Origin of the sequence: Actinoplanes subglobosus (assembly GCF_042650585.1) — a bacterium.
GTDB lineage: Bacteria > Actinomycetota > Actinomycetes > Mycobacteriales > Micromonosporaceae > Actinoplanes > Actinoplanes subglobosus.
Window position 1 is genome coordinate 50,478 of record NZ_JBHSBL010000016.1, and the last position, 15,574, is coordinate 66,051.

Here is a 15,574-nt window from a genome sequence, read left to right on the forward strand (position 1 = left end):
CGGGGTGAACGCGGTGGCGTACAGCCCCGACGGCGAACAGTTGGCCGCCGCCAACTCCGACGGGACGGTAGGGGTGTGGGATCTGACTACCGGCGCTTCCCGTAGCCTGACCGGTCATACCCGCTGGGTGAGCGCGGTGGCGTACAGCCCGGACGGCACCCACGTGGCCACCGCCAGCGGCGACGACACGGTGCGGGTGTGGGATCTGACTACCGGCGCCTCCCGTACCCTGACCGGCCACACCCGCGGGGTGAACGCGGTGGCGTACAGCCCCGACGGCACCCACCTGGCCACCGGCAGCGACGACAGCACGGTGCGGATATGGGCCGGTGCCGGGATGACGCCGAGGGAGATGATCAAACTCATCTGCGTCGGGCTGCTACGGCGTGATCTCACCTCGGAGGAACGTGCGCGATATCTACCATCGACGGACACCAGCCCGGACGCCTGCCCACCAGCCCGTTGACCGCTAACTGCAATACTGGTTCAAAGATAGCCACTGATAGAGGCCAGGACCCACGGTCACCTCGCCGCCTGCCCGGCCGCCACCGAGCCGGGGCACCCGGATTCCCTCGATCACCGCGATGAACTGCGGATTGTCCCCGTGCTGGCCAGCGGTCAACACGATCGAGTGCCCTGGACAGCAGAAAGCCCGGCCCTGTGGCCAGGACCGGGCTGCGGGGGTGGTGCGGGGTCAGTTCGGTGGCGTGGCCAGGTCGGCGATCATCGTGGCGAGCTTGCGGAGTCCGGTGGCGGTGGTGCGGTACGGCTCGGGGTCTGGTGTGTCATCGTCGCCGGACGGCCGGGAGGTGGTCACGAAGTAGTTGACGCCCCCTTCTTCTTCCCGCTGTTCGGCTTCCACGATCAAGACCGCCCCGTCACGGGCGGGGACCTGCACGCGGGCGGTGGTCTCGCCGCCCAGGTCGTCCAGCCGGGTGCTGAGCTCGTCGTGTTCGGCGATCACCTGGCGCAGCTGTGCGGCCAGGGCCTCCGGCAGCGGCTTGGCGCGGGCCTGCAGGTCAGCGCGATGCCGGAGAGCGGCGGCTCCGTCGAGCTTTCCGGCGTGGTGCGCACCCTGGTAGGTCTCGAACTGGCCGCGCAGGCTCTTGGTCTGGCTCGGGGTGGCTCCGGTGACGCCGCCGGGGGCCGTGGACAGTTGCTCGTATCTCTGCTGCTGCTGCGGGGTCCGGCCGCCGTAGCGGCGCCGATGCGGCGGCCGGACGGGGCCGAGCCTTTCCAGTTCCTCCAGCTCGCGGTACTGCTCGACGGTCAGGCCGTAGACGATGGCGGCTTGCTCGGCCAGCAGCGTCGGCAACCGTGCCGGGCTGAGCTGCTCATAACGTTGCCGTTCGGCCGGTGTGCGGTTTATGTACGGCTGCTGGCGCAGCTCGACCAGTTCGTTGAAGTCCTCGAGCGACAGGTCGCACACCTCGGCCGCGAGCTGCTCCCTGCCCGGCTCGAAGGTGTCCGTGCCGGCCTCGTCGATGCGGGCCTGGATCTGCTCGTAGCGGGTGCGGTCGGCGGGGCTGAGCCGGTCGACGCAGGCAGCGACTTCGGCACGTCGTTGCGGCTGGAACCTGCGGTGCTGGTGTTCACGGTCGTCGAGGCGCATCTGCGCGTCGGCGTCGGCGGGGTCGTCGAATCGCTGGGCTTCCAGCTGGGCCCGCTGGTCGTAGAGGTGGTCGTAGAGGCGAGCGAGCCGGCGGTACTCCTTGTCGGCCGCGCTGGCCCGGGCGATGGCGTCCTGCACCTGGGCGGGCAGGTGAGCCGCCGGGCCGGCGTCGAGGACCACGGTCCGGTCGGCGCCGGTGTCCACGGTGAAAGTGTGGCCGTCTTCCTCGTCGACCTCGGTGTCCTCGGCCGGCGCGTGGGCGCCTTTCCAGCGGCTCTTGTCCTCCTCATAGATGGGCACCCCGACGTGCACCGTCCGGCCGCTGGGGGTGTCCACCGCCGCGGCGAGCACCATGTTGCCTTCGTCGTCGCTCTTGGTCGCGGCGGATCCGGCGAAGGTCTCACCGTCGCGCAGTACGATCTTGCCGCCGACTTTCACGCCGTCCTTGACCGTTGTCGGCTCGGCGGGCTGATCGGGTGAGGCCACGAGATCCTCCTCATCGGTGCCGGCCTGCCGGTGACGACCGGCCTGAGTGGATGCTGCCAGGGAACCGGTGCCGGGAGCCTGGGCCAGTCGCTCCTGCTCGTCGTCGGGAGCCGGCGGCTGGCCGGGGTGGACGTCGGCCGCGGCGTCAGCCGGCGCCGCGATGGTGGTGTTTGCGGGCTGGTAGAAGTCGGTGTCGGCGGCCTGGGGGGTGTTGGTCACGGCCTGCTCCATCTGGGCGTGGTAGTCGGTGAGGTGTTCGACGCCGGCCGTGCAGGAGGCGGCGAGCAGGTCGGTCTGGGTGTGAATCCGGTCGAGGTGGGTCAGGGTGGTGGTGTCGAGGCCGCGGGAGGCGAGGGTGGCGCGGGCGGTGTCGATCCTGGTGAGCAGTTGCTCCAGGTGTGCGGCCAGGTCTGTCAGGAACGTCTTGGCGGCCGCCAGGCTGGTGGTCTCCGCGCTGGCGACGGTCATCGGCTGGCGGAGAGGTGCGCACCGACCGAGAAGTCGGGCGTGGCAGCGATGATCTGCTCACCGGGGCTGCCCCACGGGATCATGTACGCCCATCCTCCGGTCCGGCCGATGACGCCCTGGTCGGCCAGCGCCTCGAGTTCGCGCCGCACGTTGATGCCGTAGATGGTGGGCCCACCGTTGCCGTACTTCACGAGGTCCTGGTACAGGCCGTGCAGGGCCGCGAGCTGCTGCGTGGTGAGCCCGTGGCCCGTGTCGTCGGTGGCCGTCGGCTGCTGCCGACGAGACGGTTCAGGCTCGGCGGCCGGGGGCGGCTGCTGAGCCGGCCGGTGGGCGATCTCGTAGTTCCAGGCGTCGACCACGGCCTCGTACGGTCGGCCGTTCTGGTCAGTGCCGGTGATCCGGTAGCCGTTGCCCTGCGGGATGCTCGAGGAGACGGTGACGACGGCGCCGGTGTCGGGCCCGCCGGCGACGTCGATCCGGTCGCCGGGCCGGGGGGCGCCCGGCCCGTCCGGGGTGGTGTCGCAGCACTCGGCGGCGAAGGTGGCGCTGGCCCGGTCGCCGTCTTCCAGCAGGACGGTACGGACCGGTTCGTCGGCGATCTGGGAGGTGACGGCGCGGTCGTGGCGGGCCACCCAGTACGGCGGCAGGTCCCGGTCGGGGTCGCCCGCGAAGCGGTAGAACTCGTCGGCGGTGGCGTGGTGGGTGTCGACGTCGACGCTGGTGGGCACGTCGGCCACCTGCAGGTCATGTCCCCACGACCACGATTCCAGGCAGTGGCTGCAGACCGTGAACGTGTGATCGCACTCCTTGGGGCTGCGCACGGGCAGGCTCATCCACGGCTGCTCGTCGTCGTCCTCGTAGCCCTCGGCCGGGCGGTGCTGCAGGTCCTTGCCGGGCGGCGCCTGCCGTGGGTAGGAGCAGCTGGTGGCGTCGATGAACGCGGCGGCCTCCGCCATGGTCCGGGCGTAGGCCTCGTCCTCGTCGGCGGCATCGTCGCCGGCCGGCGGCTGGTCCGGTTCCTCGCCGGGGGTACTGGCGATCGGTGTCCCGACGGTGCTGCCGCCGGGGGCGGTGGCTCCGGGCTGGTAGAAGTCGGTGTCGGCGGCCTCGGGGGTGTTGTTCACGGCCTGCTCCATCTGTCCGTGATAGTCGGTGAGGTGCTCGACGCCGGCGGCGGCGAAGGCCGCCATGGCGTCGGTCTGGGCGCGGACCCGGTCGATACGGGTCAGGGTGTCGACGTCGAGACCGCGGGCGGCGAGGGCGGCCCGGGCGGTGTCGATGCGGCCGATGAGCCGGGCCAGGTGAGCGCCCAGGTCGGCCAGGAACGCCTTGGTGGCCGCGAGGCTGGTGGTTTCCGCGCTGACGGTCATGGTTCAGCCTTCCTGACCGGCGGCCGCCTGCCGGGCTGCGGCGGCGTCCAGGGTGTCGGCGGCCTTGGTGAACCAGGCCTTCTGGGAGGCGTTCTCGGGGTTGTTCTGGTCCAGAGCGGCGTACCAGTCGGCGGTTCGGCGATGCCGCTGTGCGGCCGCGGAGTAGGTGTCCGGCTCGTCGTCGTAGAGCAGGTCGTCGGGGTTGAACTCGCCGGGCTTGATACCCGCCGCCCGGTCCCTGGCCTCGCCGTCGGCGTCGAGCTGGCGCTGCAGAGCGCGGCTCAGGTCGGCGACCTGAGCGGGGATGAGCTCCACGAACCCGAAGCCACCCTGAGCGTCGGACACGCTCAGCGTCATGACCGGGGAGCCGTCCTGGCGCTCGTCCCAGTCATCCCAGCGGACCGAGCCGCCGGCGGCCAGGGACATCTCGTTGTAGGAGACCCCGAACGGGCCGCCGAGATCGTCGAGCGCGTCGACCAGCGCGGCCAGCTCACTGCGCCGCATCTGCACCACGGCCCGCTCGGAGCCGTCACCGCCGACGAGCAGGATGCGCGGGCCGGTGATGTCACCGCCGCTCCAGTCCACCACAGGGGCGTGCGGCCCGTCACCCAGCGGCAGGCACCCCGGCACGCCGGGCTGCTGCCCAGCACCCGGCACCGGAGCCGGTTCCGCGGCCGCGGAACCGGCTCCGGCGGCAGGCTGTGCGGGCTCGACGGGGTTCGTGGCCGTGGCGGGCTGGGCGACCACCCGGTCACGGTCGTACTCCCACGGCGTGTGGTGGGTCCGCGACCGCCCGGCAGCGGCTTCGGCGTCGGTGGCCTCGGTGATCGACCATGTGGCGTTGACGAGGTCCCGGTCGATCGCGGTGACCGTGTACTCCTCACCCCAGTAGCCGGAGTAGTAGCGGCCGCCGACCTGCCGCGGCCCGATGCACTTGTCGAGGAACGCCGCGGCGTCGGCGGCGGTCCAGCCACCCGGGGCCGCGACGGTGCCGCCGCTGGCGGCGGTTGTGCCGGGCCGGTAGAAGTCGGTGTCGGCGGCCTCGGGCGTGTTGTTGACGGCCTGCTCCATCTGAGCGTGGTGGTCGGTGAGGTGCCCGGCGCCGCTGGCGCAGGTCCCGGCGATCGTGTCGAGCTGCCCGCGGATGGCGTCGATACGGTCGAGGGTGGTGGCGTCTAGGCCCCGCCCGGCCAGGGTGGCGTGGTTGGTGCCGGTCAGGTCACGCAGGTGCTGCAGGTGCGCGGCGAGGGTGGTCAGGAAGGTTCGGGCCGCCTCGATGTTGGTGGTCTCGGCGCTGGTGACGGTCATCGGGACTCTCCGTTCTGGGCGGGCTGGTAGGCCTGGGTCATCAGGACGTCAGTGATGGCGTGCTCGCCGTCGGCGGTCCAGATCCGCACCCCGTCGCGGTGCAACTGGTAGCGGACGTCGCGGAACCGGGTGTGGGTGTCGTCGTGGTGGATCACGGTCAGCTCGGTCGCGTGCGGCATGGCTCAGGCCCTCCCATCGGGCTGGGTGAGGTTGGTGGGGATCTGCTGCCAGGCGAGGCCGTCGAGCATTGCGCCGGCGGCCTTCTTACCGACACGGACCGCCGTCCACCGCTCGTCGAGGCGCCGGGCCGGGCGGCCGGCGGCCACCAGGTCGTCGTCGGCCAGGACGGCCAGGTACTCGCCCCACTGCTTGAAGAAGAAGGCGACGCCGGAGTTCAGGGCCAGGTCACGCAGCCCGCGGAACCAGTCGGGGTGCGACGGGACCGCCCTGGGCCCGGACTCGCCGCCGGTGATGATCCAGTCGATGCCGGGGCCGCCCTTGGCCCGGCGCAGGTACTGGCCGAACGCGGCGACCGCCTGCAGGTCGCCGTCGGCCAGGCCGCCGCGGCCGCGGGTGAGGGTGCACACCGCGGCGGGCGGCCCGGACAGATAGGCGGACAGGTCGAGCGGCCCGGACAGCGGCTCGCAGGACAGGAACCGGGTCCGGGCGCCGGTACCGAGCAGCAGCGGGATCCGCTGGGCGGCGGCCTTCTGGTCCTCGGCGGTCACCCCGAGCCACACGTGGGCCGGCCATTCCTGGGCCGGCCACGGCGTCATGGCGGCCACGTTCTCCGGCCGCTTGGTCAGCAGCATCCAGGTCAGCGCCGGGGTCGCCGCGATCAGCTCCCACAGCCGGGCCCGCGGCGCGGCCAGGTCGTCGCGGTCCTCGAACACGTCGGCCATCGACGCGCAGAACACCCGCCACTGCTGCCCGGTGGCCGCCGCCTTGCGGTTCCAGGTCAGCGGCTCGTTCCAGTGGTGGTCGCCGAAGAACCGGCGATCGGCGGTGCGGCCCCAGCCCACTCCGAACCGGGCGGCCATCGTCTCGGCGTAGCAGCCGTTGCAGGCCCGGGAGACGCGGGTGCAGCCCCACCAGGGGTTGAACGTGCTGGTCGCCCACTCGATCCCGGTCATCTCGGCCATCAGCGGCCTCCCGCCGGCGCGGCCACGGTGATCTGGAACCGGCTGCAGGCGGTGGTGATCACCGTGCAGGGCCAGGCCACCCGTAGCAGGTACTCCGGGCCGTATTCGCTGCCGTTGTCGTGGATCACCGAGCAGACCGTGCACAGCCGCTCGGCGGGCACCACCCCGGGGCAGCGCGAGCGGGTGCCGCGTTCGTCGTGGTCGCATTCGCCGAGCAGGCACTCCTCCGGCCCGGTCCACAGCTGCAGCGGCCGGTGGGCGTCGACGTGGGCCAGCAGCTGCCGGGTCCGGGCGTCGTCGGCGCCGTCCAGCCCGGGGTCGCAGACGATCGCGCGGCGCAGCGCCACCATCAGGTCGTTGCCGGGCACCGGCCCGTCCTTGGGCGGCAGCACGGTCAGGTGGATGATCGCCTCGTCGGCCGGGACGACACCGCGGTAGCGGTGCTGCCAGCCGTGGGGCAGCACGTGGGCGTCGACGAAGGCCATGGCCTCGATCAGCGGCAGCGGTCCGGTGAGCAGCGAGATCCCGGACGTGGAGGTCAGGTGCAGCAGATACAGGTCACGCATGGGTCAGCTCCTCGCCGGCGGCGGTGTTTGTGATGGGGGATAGGTCCTCGCAGGTCAGGCAGACGCCGGTGCGGCGAGGTATGTAGTAGTCGCGGACCTGCCGGCAGTCGGGGCAGGTCCGGCGGGCCAGCAGCGCCTTGCGGGTGGACTGCCACTGGGCCGGGCTGGCGGTCCGCTTCGGCAGGGCCAGGTCGAGGCGGTAGAGGTGGGCCACCCGCAGGCCGTTGCGCCACAGGATGTGCGCGGCGATCTGCTGGCCGCCCGGGCGCAGCCCCTTGGCGCGCAGCTGCCGGACGGTGGCCAGGCCGTCCGGGGCCATCCGGTATGCGAACGTCGGCATACCGTCGTGCAGCTCGCCGGTGGGATCGGAGAGGAAAGCCATCGTTCTCAGTCCTCCTCACCGAGCAGGGCCAGCACCTGGGCGGTCACCGCCGGTACCGGCCGCCAGAGGCCCTGCCGGCCCGGGGAGGTGACCGGAACGGCCAGCGGCCGGATGCGGTCGAGGAGCAGGTGGTGCACCGGGGCGGCGGTGACCAGGTCACGGACGTGGCCCCAGGGCCGGCAGCAGCCGGCGCCGAGGTGCACGTCGACCAGCTCGGCGACCGCGACGATCGCGCCGGCGACGAATCGGGCCGGATCGTGCGCCCGCTCGACGTCGCGGCCGGCGGCGGCCGCGGGCCGATACGGCGCGAACGCCTGCTGGACGGCCCGGTCGGCGCCGCCCTGGACGGACCAGGCCGCGCCCGCGTGGATGGCCAGCCTGCCGCGGTAGGCCAAAGGCCGGGTCCGGTTCTCCACCGTCTTGCCGCCGTGCGCGGTCGCCCAGGCCCACGGCTGCCGGATGGTGAGCGCACGCAGCTCAGACATCGTGCTCACCGGAACCGGACCGTCCGGACCGGGGCGGTGACGGCCGGTCGGCTTGCGATCGCGATGCGGGCGTTGTGGCGCTCCCACACCATGGCCCAGACGATCAGGGCGGCGCCGACCAGCGTCGGATACCCCGCGTCCGTCATGGTGGTGACCCGGGCGGCACCGACGGCGGCCAGCAGCAGCGCCCCGTGGTGCAGGGCCTGGTCGATGTAGGCCGGTGCCTCGGGCCAGTGACCGGCGCGCTTGAGCCGGACGATCGCCGCGACCAGCCAGCGCCGGTCGATGACGGCGTGGGTGCTGCCGCTGATCAGCAGGGCGGTCCAAACGCCGGGCCAGGTGAGCGGGGCGACCAGGGCGATCAGGGCCAGCGCGGTGGCCTGGCAGGCCAGGTAGGAGGCGACGTGCCGGGCGAGGTGGGACCAGCCGTGGTGCCACGGCGTCCCGGCGGCGAGCAGCTCGTGGGTGGGGTGGGCTTTGCCGATGGCGTCGGCGTCGCGCTGGGCCGGGTAGTCACCGATCCAGTGCCCGGCCAGCAGGCCGACGTACGCCGCGGCGGTGACGGCCGCAGTGGTGGTGCTGGGCTCGAACGTCATGATGGGGGTGCCTTCCTGGTGAAGGTGGTGGGCGGCCCCGCGGGTCCTTGTCCGGGGTTGGCGGGGCCGCCCGCGTGCGTCACACGCCGGGAGCCGGATGTCCGGGCTGCTCAGCGGCGCCGAGGTCGTCGAGGTCGACCTCGGCGACGTCGTTGTCGTCGATGTAGCGGCGGATCGCCTGGTTGGCCGCGTCGAGGATCCGCTGGGCCGTCTCCCGCGCCTCGATCAGCTGCTCCGGGACGAGGAAGCCACTCTCGTCGCCGTCGACGCGGCGGTAGGCGTCCTCGAAATCGCCGTGATAGGCGACCCACCCGAACCGGGCCTCGGCGGCCGGTGCCAGCTCGGGCAGCTGTTCGGCGGGGTGCAGCAGGTAGTGGCCGGGTGCCGTGATCGTCAGCTGTGCGTCGGGCGCCAGCACGCCGCCGTCGAACGCGTCGACCAGGTCACCGACGGCCCGCAGCGTCAGCCGGGCCCGGCCCGTTCTGCACGGCCGTCATCGGGCACCCCCGTCCCGGCGCTGGTAGGCGGCCAGAATCCCGCCGGGGATCAGGCCGCTGTCGCCGATCTGGTAGTCGTTCTCGCGAGCCCAGGCCCGCACCTCGGCAGGCCGCGGCTTGGACGGGGCCACCGATCCGGCGGCCGCCGAGACGGTCACGCCGCCGGCCAGCAGCGCCTCCAGTTCGGCGCGCAGCACGTCACGGCGCTCGGTGCGGTCCGTGATCTCGGCGTCCAGGGCGGTGATCTGGTCCCGCAGCACACCGGCCTGCTGTTCGACCTGCAGCGCCTCGCCGAGACGCCGTACCTGTTCGCGCAGCGCCGCGGCGGCGGCCTGCACCTGCTCGCTCGGGCAGGCCTCAGCCCGGGCGAGGACCTGCTCGACCGTCTCCGGCTCGTCGACCGTGTCCGGCTCGGCGACGGCGAACTCCGCCGCGCTGGCCGTGCCAGACGGCTCAGACACCGGCTCGGCCTCGGACTCGACCGGCTCAGCCGCGGGGACCGGCTCGGCTGCGGGTTCGGCGTCGGGCTGGGCCGGGGTCGGTTCGGCCGGGACCGGAGGGATCACCGGAGCGGTCACCGGCTCGGTCGCCGGACCGGCCAGGGCCTGCTGGTCCGGGGCGATGTCGAGATCCCGCGGCTCGGGCTGCCCAGCCTCTGGGGCCTGCGGTGCCGGTGCCGGCTGGTCGGCGGCCGCGGCGGCACGCCGGCGGCGCTTGGCGGCGGGCCGCGAGTCGACGTCCTCGAGCAGTTCGGTGGGCATCGAGGCCAGGGCCTGCGCCCACGCCGGTTTGGCGGGGGCCGGCCCGGAGGGGCGGGCGCCCGGGGGATTGCGGTACTGGATGCCCATCGGGATCCGCGGGCGGGAGTCGGTGGTGGTCATGGCGGTCACCGGCCCATCGCGGTCAGGGCGGCAGCGATCGCGGCGGCGGCGAGCGCGGCCGCGATCAGCGTCTGCGCTGTACGCAGCCGCTCGAACTTGGCCAGCAGCGAGCGGGACAGCCAGTGCAGCTGCCCGGCCTTCTCGGCGTGGCTGGCGTCGCTGTCGACCGGCGGGGCCGCGGCGACGGCGGCGACGATCTCCTGGCGGCTGCCGGTCTTGGCCCAGCGGACGAATCCGAACAGTCCGCCCACGTTCGGCCGCAGCGCGCCGGTCAGCAGCAGCACCGCGGCACCGACCAGGGCCTCGGCGAGGCAGCCGACGATGGTGGCCGCGAGCGGCAGCTTGTTCGGGGCGAGCAGGGTCAGCCCGGCCACGAACAGGCCCATGGCCAGGCCGGTGAAGGTGCCGGCCTTGGTGTCGCTGCGCGGCTCCAGAGCCCGCACGGTCGCGATCTCGCTGTCGAGCAGGGCCGTGATCCGGATCCGGTCGACGGCGTCGGCGGCCGGTCCCGCATCAGGTGATGCCAGGGCCGGGGTGTGCTGGGTGTCGGGCATGATTCGAGGTGCCTCTCTTTCGAGGTGGTGGGCGGCCCCGCAGTCCGTGCAAAGAAGGTGGGGCCGCCCGTTCCGGGAGGGGTCAGGACCAGTGCTGCCGGGGCCGGCAGCTGGCGTGAGCGGTCCGGTAGTCGCCGAAGCGCACGGTGAGGCAGGCGCCGCGGACCCCACGGCCGAGGTCGGCCAGCGCCTGGAGCCAACGGCCGGGATGCCACAGCGGCCGGGCCGGCAGGTGCTCCACCAGGTGCGGGGCGAAGATCGTGCGACCGCAGTCGGTGCAGCTGCCCCGCACGGCCTGGGCCAGGTGCGTGACGTACTCGGCCAGCTGCTGCACCTCGGGCTCGGCGTCGTCGCGCCAGTCGTCGAGGTCGGCCATGGTCATCTCGATGGCGGCGCGCAGCCGGAGCCACTGCTCGGCCAGGATCCGCAGCTGCGCGGGGGTGCGGCCGTCGAGTTCCTCGGCGACGTGCTCGCGCAGCCACGCCTCGGTCTCACCCGGGCCGTCGAGCAGGTCGGCGAGCAGCGGCTCGTGGGCGGCGAAAACCGTGCCGCCGAACCGTTCCTGCAGGTCGGCGCGCAGCACCTGGTAGGTGTCGGCGCGTACCCAGACGGCCCGGGCGGCGTCGTCGGCGCCGGTGACGGCCGGCAGCTGCTCCGGGGTATCGAAGTCGCCGAGCTGCACACAGCACGGGGTGGTGACCACCCACGCGTTGTCGCTCTCGCGCGAGTCCGGCACATGCCGCGGGCTGCGCAGATGCCAGACCAACCAGCGGTCGACGACCAGACCGGTCTCCTCCGCCAGCTCCCGGCGGGCCGCGTCACCTGCGTGCTCGCCGGCCTCGACCATGCCGCCGGGCAGCCCCCAGCCGTACCCGTCACCGCGCTGGATCATCAGCAGCCAGCGGCGGCCGGCGACGAAGGCGGTGACGAACGCGTCGACGGCCTTCGTCTCGCCCCAGCGGCCCAGCCCGTTGCGGCCACGGATCCCGGTGTCACGGAACGGGTTGACCGGCCAGCCGTGCTCGTCGAGGTCGAACCAGATCAGCGCGTCGTCCTGGCGCCGCTGCCAGTCGATGCCGACCGGATCGGTTTCGGGGTCGGCCCAGCCTTCGGCGACGCCGGCGCCGAGCACATCGGGGTGGGTGAAGGTACGGACGGTCATGATCTGTCCTTCCGGGGGTCGGTGATGACGGCGAGCCGGCCGACCTGCTGGTGCAGGCGGACCCGGTCGCCGACGCGGTAGCGCTGGTAGTCGGTGCTGCTGACCGGCAGGCACGTCCAGCCGCCGCCGGCCTGGTCGAAGCAGAACTCCCACCGCTGGTGCCACGGCGACTGCGGCGACCAGACGCCGGGCGGGTAGTGGTTCTTGCGGGTGAGCGGGTGATCCACCGACGCGGTCCCGTCGGCGTTGGTGACCACGAACGGCGCGGGCCCGGCCGGGGCCGACGCCACCGTGGTGCTGCCGACCAGCAGCGTGAGCAGCCCGGCGTCGGCCAGCCGGCGGGTGGCGTCACGCATCACCGTCACCGCCCCGGCTGGCGGCCTGGCGGCGGGCGGCGGCGCGGGCGGCGGGCCGGTTGTAGGCGGCCAGCGACAGCAGCAGCCACGCGGTCACCGCGGTGGCGGCGCAGACGCCGGCGGTCGAGGCCTGGGCGCCGGTGTGCACCGCGGCGGTGGTCAGCGCCCCGATCAGGGCCCACCCGATCCGGGCGAACAGTGAGCCGCACACCGCGGCCAGCCACAGCGCGGTGGTGGTGTGGACCCACAACAGCCACAGTTCGCCGCCGGTGGCCGGTACCCCACCGGCGTGGGCGGTGTCGAACCAGCTGCGCAGCGGGCCGGTGATCGACGCGGCGACCCGGTTGCCCGACAGCCAGCTGGTCAGGCTGTCGGAACCGGTGGCCAGGATCTGGTCGGCGGTGGTCACCGCCAGCGCTGCGAGGCCGACGACCACGACTACCGCGGCGGCCGCGGCCGCCACGACGGTGACGGCCAGCCGCCAGTTGCCCCGCGACCAGAGGGTTCCAGCGGTGAGGTTGGTGCGTAGAGCCTGCCGCAGGCTCTGCCGCGCTGGCCGGGCGGTGGAAGAAGAGATCATCGGGCCGGTACCGCCGTGCCGGCCTGCTGTGCGACCAGGGCGCGGCCCTTCTTGCTCGGCAGGTGGTGCCACTGCCGGTCGACGACACGCATGAACAGCAGGCCGTCGCAGAGCAGGCTGGTGAGCAGGGTGTCCAGGACCAGCGAGATCCCGAGCACGGGATCCAGGGTGATGCCGAGCCGGGCGGCAAGCTGCTGTTTGGTGCGGTCGCCGGCGACGAGGGCGGTCAGGACGTCGGTGCGGGAGGCGATCTGTTCGGCGGCCTCCAGCCACGAATTGGGGGCGGTCTGAGTGTCGGGCATCGGGGGTCGTCCTTTCCAAGGGCGAGAGGCAGAGGTCAGGGCATCCAGGCGCGGAACGGGATGCAGGGTCGCTGCCGGGGCAGGTAGCCGACGCCGACGGTGTTCGTGCCGTCGGCGAAGCAGGCAGGGACCGGGGCGGCATCGACGCCCAGCAGCCGGGTGTCGTGCGAGCTGCCGGTACGCAGCAGCACGAGCGTGTGAGCAGCCAGCTGGGTGCGGCTGATCTCGCCGCCGCAGGCGGACAGCCGCGGGTCCTCGGTGCTGGCCAGCACGGCGATCCCGGCTTTGGGGGCGAGCCGGACCAGGGTGGCCAGCGCGTCGGTGAACCGGCGGTCGGGGGTGAGCCGGTGCAGGCCGTCGATGGCCAGCACCCGCAGCGCCGGCCACGGCGCCCGGGGGTCGCCGCCCTGCTCGGTGAGCCGGGTGTGCAGGATGGCCAGGTTCTCGGCCAGCACGGCCCGGGCGGCGGTGAGATTGCAGGCGGCCGGGTGCACGCCGGGGCCGAGGCCGCCGCTTTCGGTGTCGATGGCCTGGGTGTCGGCGCCGGCGGCCTGGGCGGCGTCGAGGACCTGACGCAGCAGAGTGGTGGCGCCGCTGCTGGTCGTGCCGACGATCAGGGCGTGCCGGGCCCGGCCGGCATCGGTCAACATCCAGCGGGCCGGCTGGCCGTCGGCGTAGCTGCCGACGGTCAGCCAGCCGTCGTCGGCGAGCTGGGCGGTGCCCTGGGCCGGCCGGAAGCCGGGGATGGGGTGGTTCTTGCCGCGGCCGAAGCTGCCGGGCACCGGGCCGGTGAAGGCGGGGGTGAGCATGGGTGGTGTCTCCTCTCGACCCCGGTTTCGGGGTGTGCGGGACCTGCACCGCGGCCGCGGGAGTGCGGCCGGGTGTGGGCTTGGTGGTGGTGTTCTCAGGCGGCCTGGCGGCCGCCGTGGATGCGTTCGAGCAGGTCGGGAAGCTCGTCGGGGCGGATGAGCACGTCGCGGGCGGCGCTGCTGTCGGTGGACGGGCCGAGGGCGCCGAGGGCGTGCAGGTCGTCGATCAGGGTGGAGGCCTCGGCGAACCCGGCACGTAGCTTGCGCTGCAGCATCGCGGTGGACCCGAACTGGCTGCTGACGATCAGGTCGGCGGCGTGCGCGAGCAGCTGGCGGTCGCTGCGCAGCACCGGCCCGGCCGGGGCGGCCGCGCCGGCCAGCGCCCACACGCCCTTCTTGACCCGGACGACCGCGCCGAGGGTCTCCAGCTCGTTGAGCAGGTCCCGCATCCGGGTCTCGCCGCAGCCGTAGGCGGCCTGCAGGTCGCCGGTGCCGGTGATCCCGGACCCGATCAGCTCCAGCACCCGCTGGGCCGGGCCGCTGACCTGGCGACCGGCCGGGCCGGTCTGGGTGGTGGGGGTGGCCGGGGTGGCCGGGGCGGGGTCGTCTGGCAGGCGCAGCGACGGGGCCGCGCCGAAGTCGCCGGCCAGGCTGAGCACGGCGCCGCTGCTGGTGACCCGGGACGGCGTCGCCGGCTCGTCGGCGTGCTGGTGGCGGGGCCGCCCTGCGGCGGCGTCGGCGGCGATCGCGGCGGCCAGGGCCGGGTTCTCGGCGGCGATGACCTCCAGCAGGGCGGGGTCCAGGTCGATCAGGGTCAGCGCCTGGTCGACTTGGGCCTGGGTGCGCAGCTCGCGTCGCAGCAGGTAGTCGTCGCCGATCGTCTTGGCGGTGATGGTGTCCAGCTCGGTCACCGGCGCGGCGGCCAGCATTTGGTCGGCGTTCGGGGTGAACCAGCCGCGGAACGGGGCGGTCCGCTGCCCGCGCAGGTAGCCGAGCCCGGAGGTGGGGGAGCCGTCGGGGAACCGCTCGGGCAGCTCGGACGGGTCGACGCCCTCCAGGCCGGGGATCATGCCCTTCTCCACCTCGGAGGAGACCCGCAGCACGCCCAGGTTCTTGATCCACAGGTTGGAGCGCGTGACGTCGTTGTTGGCGAAGGTCTGCTGCAGGTTGACCGTCTGGTCGGCCACGATCAGCGCCACGCAGGCCTTGCGGCCTTCCCGGGCGATGATCTCCAGGAGCTGGTTGGCTTCCTTGAAATCCGGGTTCGTCTTGGACGTGAGCTTGTGGAACTCGTCGATGAAGCAGAGGATGCCGGGGCTGTCGGGGGTGGGCACGTGCAGTTCGCGGCCGAGCACGTTGTTGAGCGCGCCGCGGACCTCGATGACCCGGACCATCGCGCGGAGCTGCCGCATCGCGGCGGCAATGTCGTAGGCGGGCCAGTCCACGTTGGCCAGCAGCGCCGGGAAGGACTGGCCACCGACCGGGCAGCACGCCCACACCGACAGGTAGCCCAGGCTTTTCGCGATGGTCGCGATGTTCTTCATCAGGGTGGACTTGCCGGAGCCGACACCGCCGACGATGACGCCGCCGGCCAGGCCCCAGCCGGGCACGAACAGCGCCCACTCGGCCATCTGGTCGTCGGCGTGCATCCCGACGCCGGCGTAGCCGGTCTCCGGGTTGTAGACGGCGTCGGGGCCGGGGTGGTCGAACTGCTGGGCCAGCGGGCGGCCCTGGGTGACGATCAGCCGGGCCATCGACAGGGCCCCGGACGGGTGCCCGTCGACGATCAGCCGGTCCATCGGCAGGTCCAGCGCCGAGCACAGCAGCGCCTGCTGGCCGCGGACCATCATGGTGGTCTGCCGCCCGGCGACCAGGTGGATGTCCCATTGCAGGCCGTTGGGGACGGGTTCCATGCCGGACAGGTAGGAGCCGGGCACGGCGCCTCCCTGCACGGCCACCCGGGTGTCCCACTTGACCACCTCGGGCAGCCGCCCGTCCGGCTCCACCCCGGCCTCGGG

19 protein-coding genes are annotated in these 15,574 nt (G+C 73.2%); 1 reads left to right on the forward strand and 18 read right to left on the reverse strand.

Annotated elements, in window-relative coordinates; all coding sequences use genetic code 11:
- Positions 1-466, forward strand: a 466-nt coding sequence (locus ACFO0C_RS17550; RefSeq protein WP_378067721.1) for a WD40 repeat domain-containing protein, incomplete at its 5' end; no start/stop codon positions are given.
- A gap of 228 nt (positions 467-694) precedes the next feature.
- On the opposite strand, the gene ACFO0C_RS17555 is transcribed toward ACFO0C_RS17550, so the two are convergent.
- From ACFO0C_RS17555 to ACFO0C_RS17640, 18 genes are all read right to left on the reverse strand, one after another.
- The gene (locus tag ACFO0C_RS17555) at positions 695-2,566 is read right to left on the reverse strand and encodes a hypothetical protein (RefSeq protein WP_378067722.1); all 1,872 of its coding nucleotides are present in this window, start codon (positions 2,564-2,566) and stop codon (positions 695-697) included.
- Positions 2,563-3,936: a hypothetical protein gene (locus ACFO0C_RS17560; protein ID WP_378067723.1), complete on the reverse strand. Its 1,374-nt coding sequence runs from the start codon at positions 3,934-3,936 to the stop codon at positions 2,563-2,565. The genes ACFO0C_RS17555 and ACFO0C_RS17560 overlap by 4 nt, the downstream gene beginning before the upstream one ends.
- A 3-nt stretch (positions 3,937-3,939) precedes the next feature.
- Positions 3,940-5,244, reverse strand: a complete 1,305-nt coding sequence (locus tag ACFO0C_RS17565) for a hypothetical protein (RefSeq protein ID WP_378067724.1) — start codon at positions 5,242-5,244, stop codon at positions 3,940-3,942.
- Complete coding sequence (locus ACFO0C_RS17570; protein ID WP_378067725.1) at positions 5,241-5,423, reverse strand: hypothetical protein; 183 nt, start codon at positions 5,421-5,423, stop codon at positions 5,241-5,243. The genes ACFO0C_RS17565 and ACFO0C_RS17570 overlap by 4 nt, the downstream gene beginning before the upstream one ends.
- 3 nt (positions 5,424-5,426) lie before the next feature.
- A complete protein-coding gene (locus ACFO0C_RS17575) occupies positions 5,427-6,386 on the reverse strand; it encodes a phage Gp37/Gp68 family protein (RefSeq protein WP_378067726.1) in 960 nt (319 codons plus the stop codon).
- Positions 6,386-6,952 (reverse strand): hypothetical protein, encoded by a 567-nt coding sequence (locus ACFO0C_RS17580; RefSeq protein ID WP_378067727.1) that lies wholly within the window; start codon positions 6,950-6,952, stop codon positions 6,386-6,388. The genes ACFO0C_RS17575 and ACFO0C_RS17580 overlap by 1 nt, the downstream gene beginning before the upstream one ends.
- Complete coding sequence (locus ACFO0C_RS17585) at positions 6,945-7,334, reverse strand: RRQRL motif-containing zinc-binding protein (RefSeq protein WP_378067728.1); 390 nt, start codon at positions 7,332-7,334, stop codon at positions 6,945-6,947. Before ACFO0C_RS17585 ends, ACFO0C_RS17580 begins: the two co-directional genes overlap by 8 nt.
- Before the next feature lie 5 nt (positions 7,335-7,339).
- Complete coding sequence (locus ACFO0C_RS17590) at positions 7,340-7,819, reverse strand: hypothetical protein (protein ID WP_378067729.1); 480 nt, start codon at positions 7,817-7,819, stop codon at positions 7,340-7,342.
- A 5-nt stretch (positions 7,820-7,824) separates the two neighbouring features.
- A complete protein-coding gene (locus ACFO0C_RS17595) occupies positions 7,825-8,415 on the reverse strand; it encodes a hypothetical protein (RefSeq protein ID WP_378067730.1) in 591 nt (196 codons plus the stop codon).
- A 79-nt stretch (positions 8,416-8,494) separates the two neighbouring features.
- A complete protein-coding gene (locus ACFO0C_RS17600; RefSeq protein WP_378067731.1) occupies positions 8,495-8,833 on the reverse strand; it encodes a hypothetical protein in 339 nt (112 codons plus the stop codon).
- A 75-nt stretch (positions 8,834-8,908) separates the two neighbouring features.
- Complete coding sequence (locus ACFO0C_RS17605) at positions 8,909-9,793, reverse strand: Lsr2 family DNA-binding protein (protein WP_378067732.1); 885 nt, start codon at positions 9,791-9,793, stop codon at positions 8,909-8,911.
- Positions 9,794-9,798: 5 nt separating this feature from the next.
- Positions 9,799-10,347: a Pycsar system effector family protein gene (locus tag ACFO0C_RS17610; protein WP_378067733.1), complete on the reverse strand. Its 549-nt coding sequence runs from the start codon at positions 10,345-10,347 to the stop codon at positions 9,799-9,801.
- An 82-nt stretch (positions 10,348-10,429) separates the two neighbouring features.
- Positions 10,430-11,509, reverse strand: coding sequence for an NUDIX domain-containing protein (locus ACFO0C_RS17615; RefSeq protein ID WP_378067734.1), 1,080 nt, complete (start codon positions 11,507-11,509; stop codon positions 10,430-10,432).
- The gene (locus tag ACFO0C_RS17620; RefSeq protein WP_378067735.1) at positions 11,506-11,865 is read right to left on the reverse strand and encodes a hypothetical protein; all 360 of its coding nucleotides are present in this window, start codon (positions 11,863-11,865) and stop codon (positions 11,506-11,508) included. The genes ACFO0C_RS17615 and ACFO0C_RS17620 overlap by 4 nt, the downstream gene beginning before the upstream one ends.
- Positions 11,858-12,445: a hypothetical protein gene (locus ACFO0C_RS17625; protein WP_378067736.1), complete on the reverse strand. Its 588-nt coding sequence runs from the start codon at positions 12,443-12,445 to the stop codon at positions 11,858-11,860. The genes ACFO0C_RS17620 and ACFO0C_RS17625 overlap by 8 nt, the downstream gene beginning before the upstream one ends.
- Positions 12,442-12,747, reverse strand: a complete 306-nt coding sequence (locus ACFO0C_RS17630) for a hypothetical protein (RefSeq protein WP_378067737.1) — start codon at positions 12,745-12,747, stop codon at positions 12,442-12,444. The genes ACFO0C_RS17625 and ACFO0C_RS17630 overlap by 4 nt, the downstream gene beginning before the upstream one ends.
- Positions 12,748-12,782: 35 nt before the next feature.
- On the reverse strand, positions 12,783-13,556 hold the full coding sequence (locus ACFO0C_RS17635; protein WP_378067738.1) for a hypothetical protein: 774 nt from the start codon (positions 13,554-13,556) through the stop codon (positions 12,783-12,785).
- 95 nt (positions 13,557-13,651) lie between these two features.
- A partial coding sequence (locus ACFO0C_RS17640; protein WP_378067739.1) for a DNA translocase FtsK occupies positions 13,652-15,574 on the reverse strand: 1,923 nt, incomplete at its 5' end.

Coding starts and splice junctions, on each gene's coding strand:
- ACFO0C_RS17555 (WP_378067722.1), bottom strand. CDS start 2,566: ATGACCGTCGCCAGCGCGGAGACCACCAGCCTGGCGGCCGCCAAGACG.
- ACFO0C_RS17560 (WP_378067723.1), bottom strand. CDS start 3,936: ATGACCGTCAGCGCGGAAACCACCAGCCTCGCGGCCACCAAGGCGTTC.
- ACFO0C_RS17565 (WP_378067724.1), bottom strand. CDS start 5,244: ATGACCGTCACCAGCGCCGAGACCACCAACATCGAGGCGGCCCGAACC.
- ACFO0C_RS17570 (WP_378067725.1), bottom strand. CDS start 5,423: ATGCCGCACGCGACCGAGCTGACCGTGATCCACCACGACGACACCCAC.
- ACFO0C_RS17575 (WP_378067726.1), bottom strand. CDS start 6,386: ATGGCCGAGATGACCGGGATCGAGTGGGCGACCAGCACGTTCAACCCC.
- ACFO0C_RS17580 (WP_378067727.1), bottom strand. CDS start 6,952: ATGCGTGACCTGTATCTGCTGCACCTGACCTCCACGTCCGGGATCTCG.
- ACFO0C_RS17585 (WP_378067728.1), bottom strand. CDS start 7,334: ATGGCTTTCCTCTCCGATCCCACCGGCGAGCTGCACGACGGTATGCCG.
- ACFO0C_RS17590 (WP_378067729.1), bottom strand. CDS start 7,819: ATGTCTGAGCTGCGTGCGCTCACCATCCGGCAGCCGTGGGCCTGGGCG.
- ACFO0C_RS17595 (WP_378067730.1), bottom strand. CDS start 8,415: ATGACGTTCGAGCCCAGCACCACCACTGCGGCCGTCACCGCCGCGGCG.
- ACFO0C_RS17605 (WP_378067732.1), bottom strand. CDS start 9,793: ATGACCACCACCGACTCCCGCCCGCGGATCCCGATGGGCATCCAGTAC.
- ACFO0C_RS17610 (WP_378067733.1), bottom strand. CDS start 10,347: ATGCCCGACACCCAGCACACCCCGGCCCTGGCATCACCTGATGCGGGA.
- ACFO0C_RS17615 (WP_378067734.1), bottom strand. CDS start 11,509: ATGACCGTCCGTACCTTCACCCACCCCGATGTGCTCGGCGCCGGCGTC.
- ACFO0C_RS17620 (WP_378067735.1), bottom strand. CDS start 11,865: ATGCGTGACGCCACCCGCCGGCTGGCCGACGCCGGGCTGCTCACGCTG.
- ACFO0C_RS17625 (WP_378067736.1), bottom strand. CDS start 12,445: ATGATCTCTTCTTCCACCGCCCGGCCAGCGCGGCAGAGCCTGCGGCAG.
- ACFO0C_RS17630 (WP_378067737.1), bottom strand. CDS start 12,747: ATGCCCGACACTCAGACCGCCCCCAATTCGTGGCTGGAGGCCGCCGAA.
- ACFO0C_RS17635 (WP_378067738.1), bottom strand. CDS start 13,556: ATGCTCACCCCCGCCTTCACCGGCCCGGTGCCCGGCAGCTTCGGCCGC.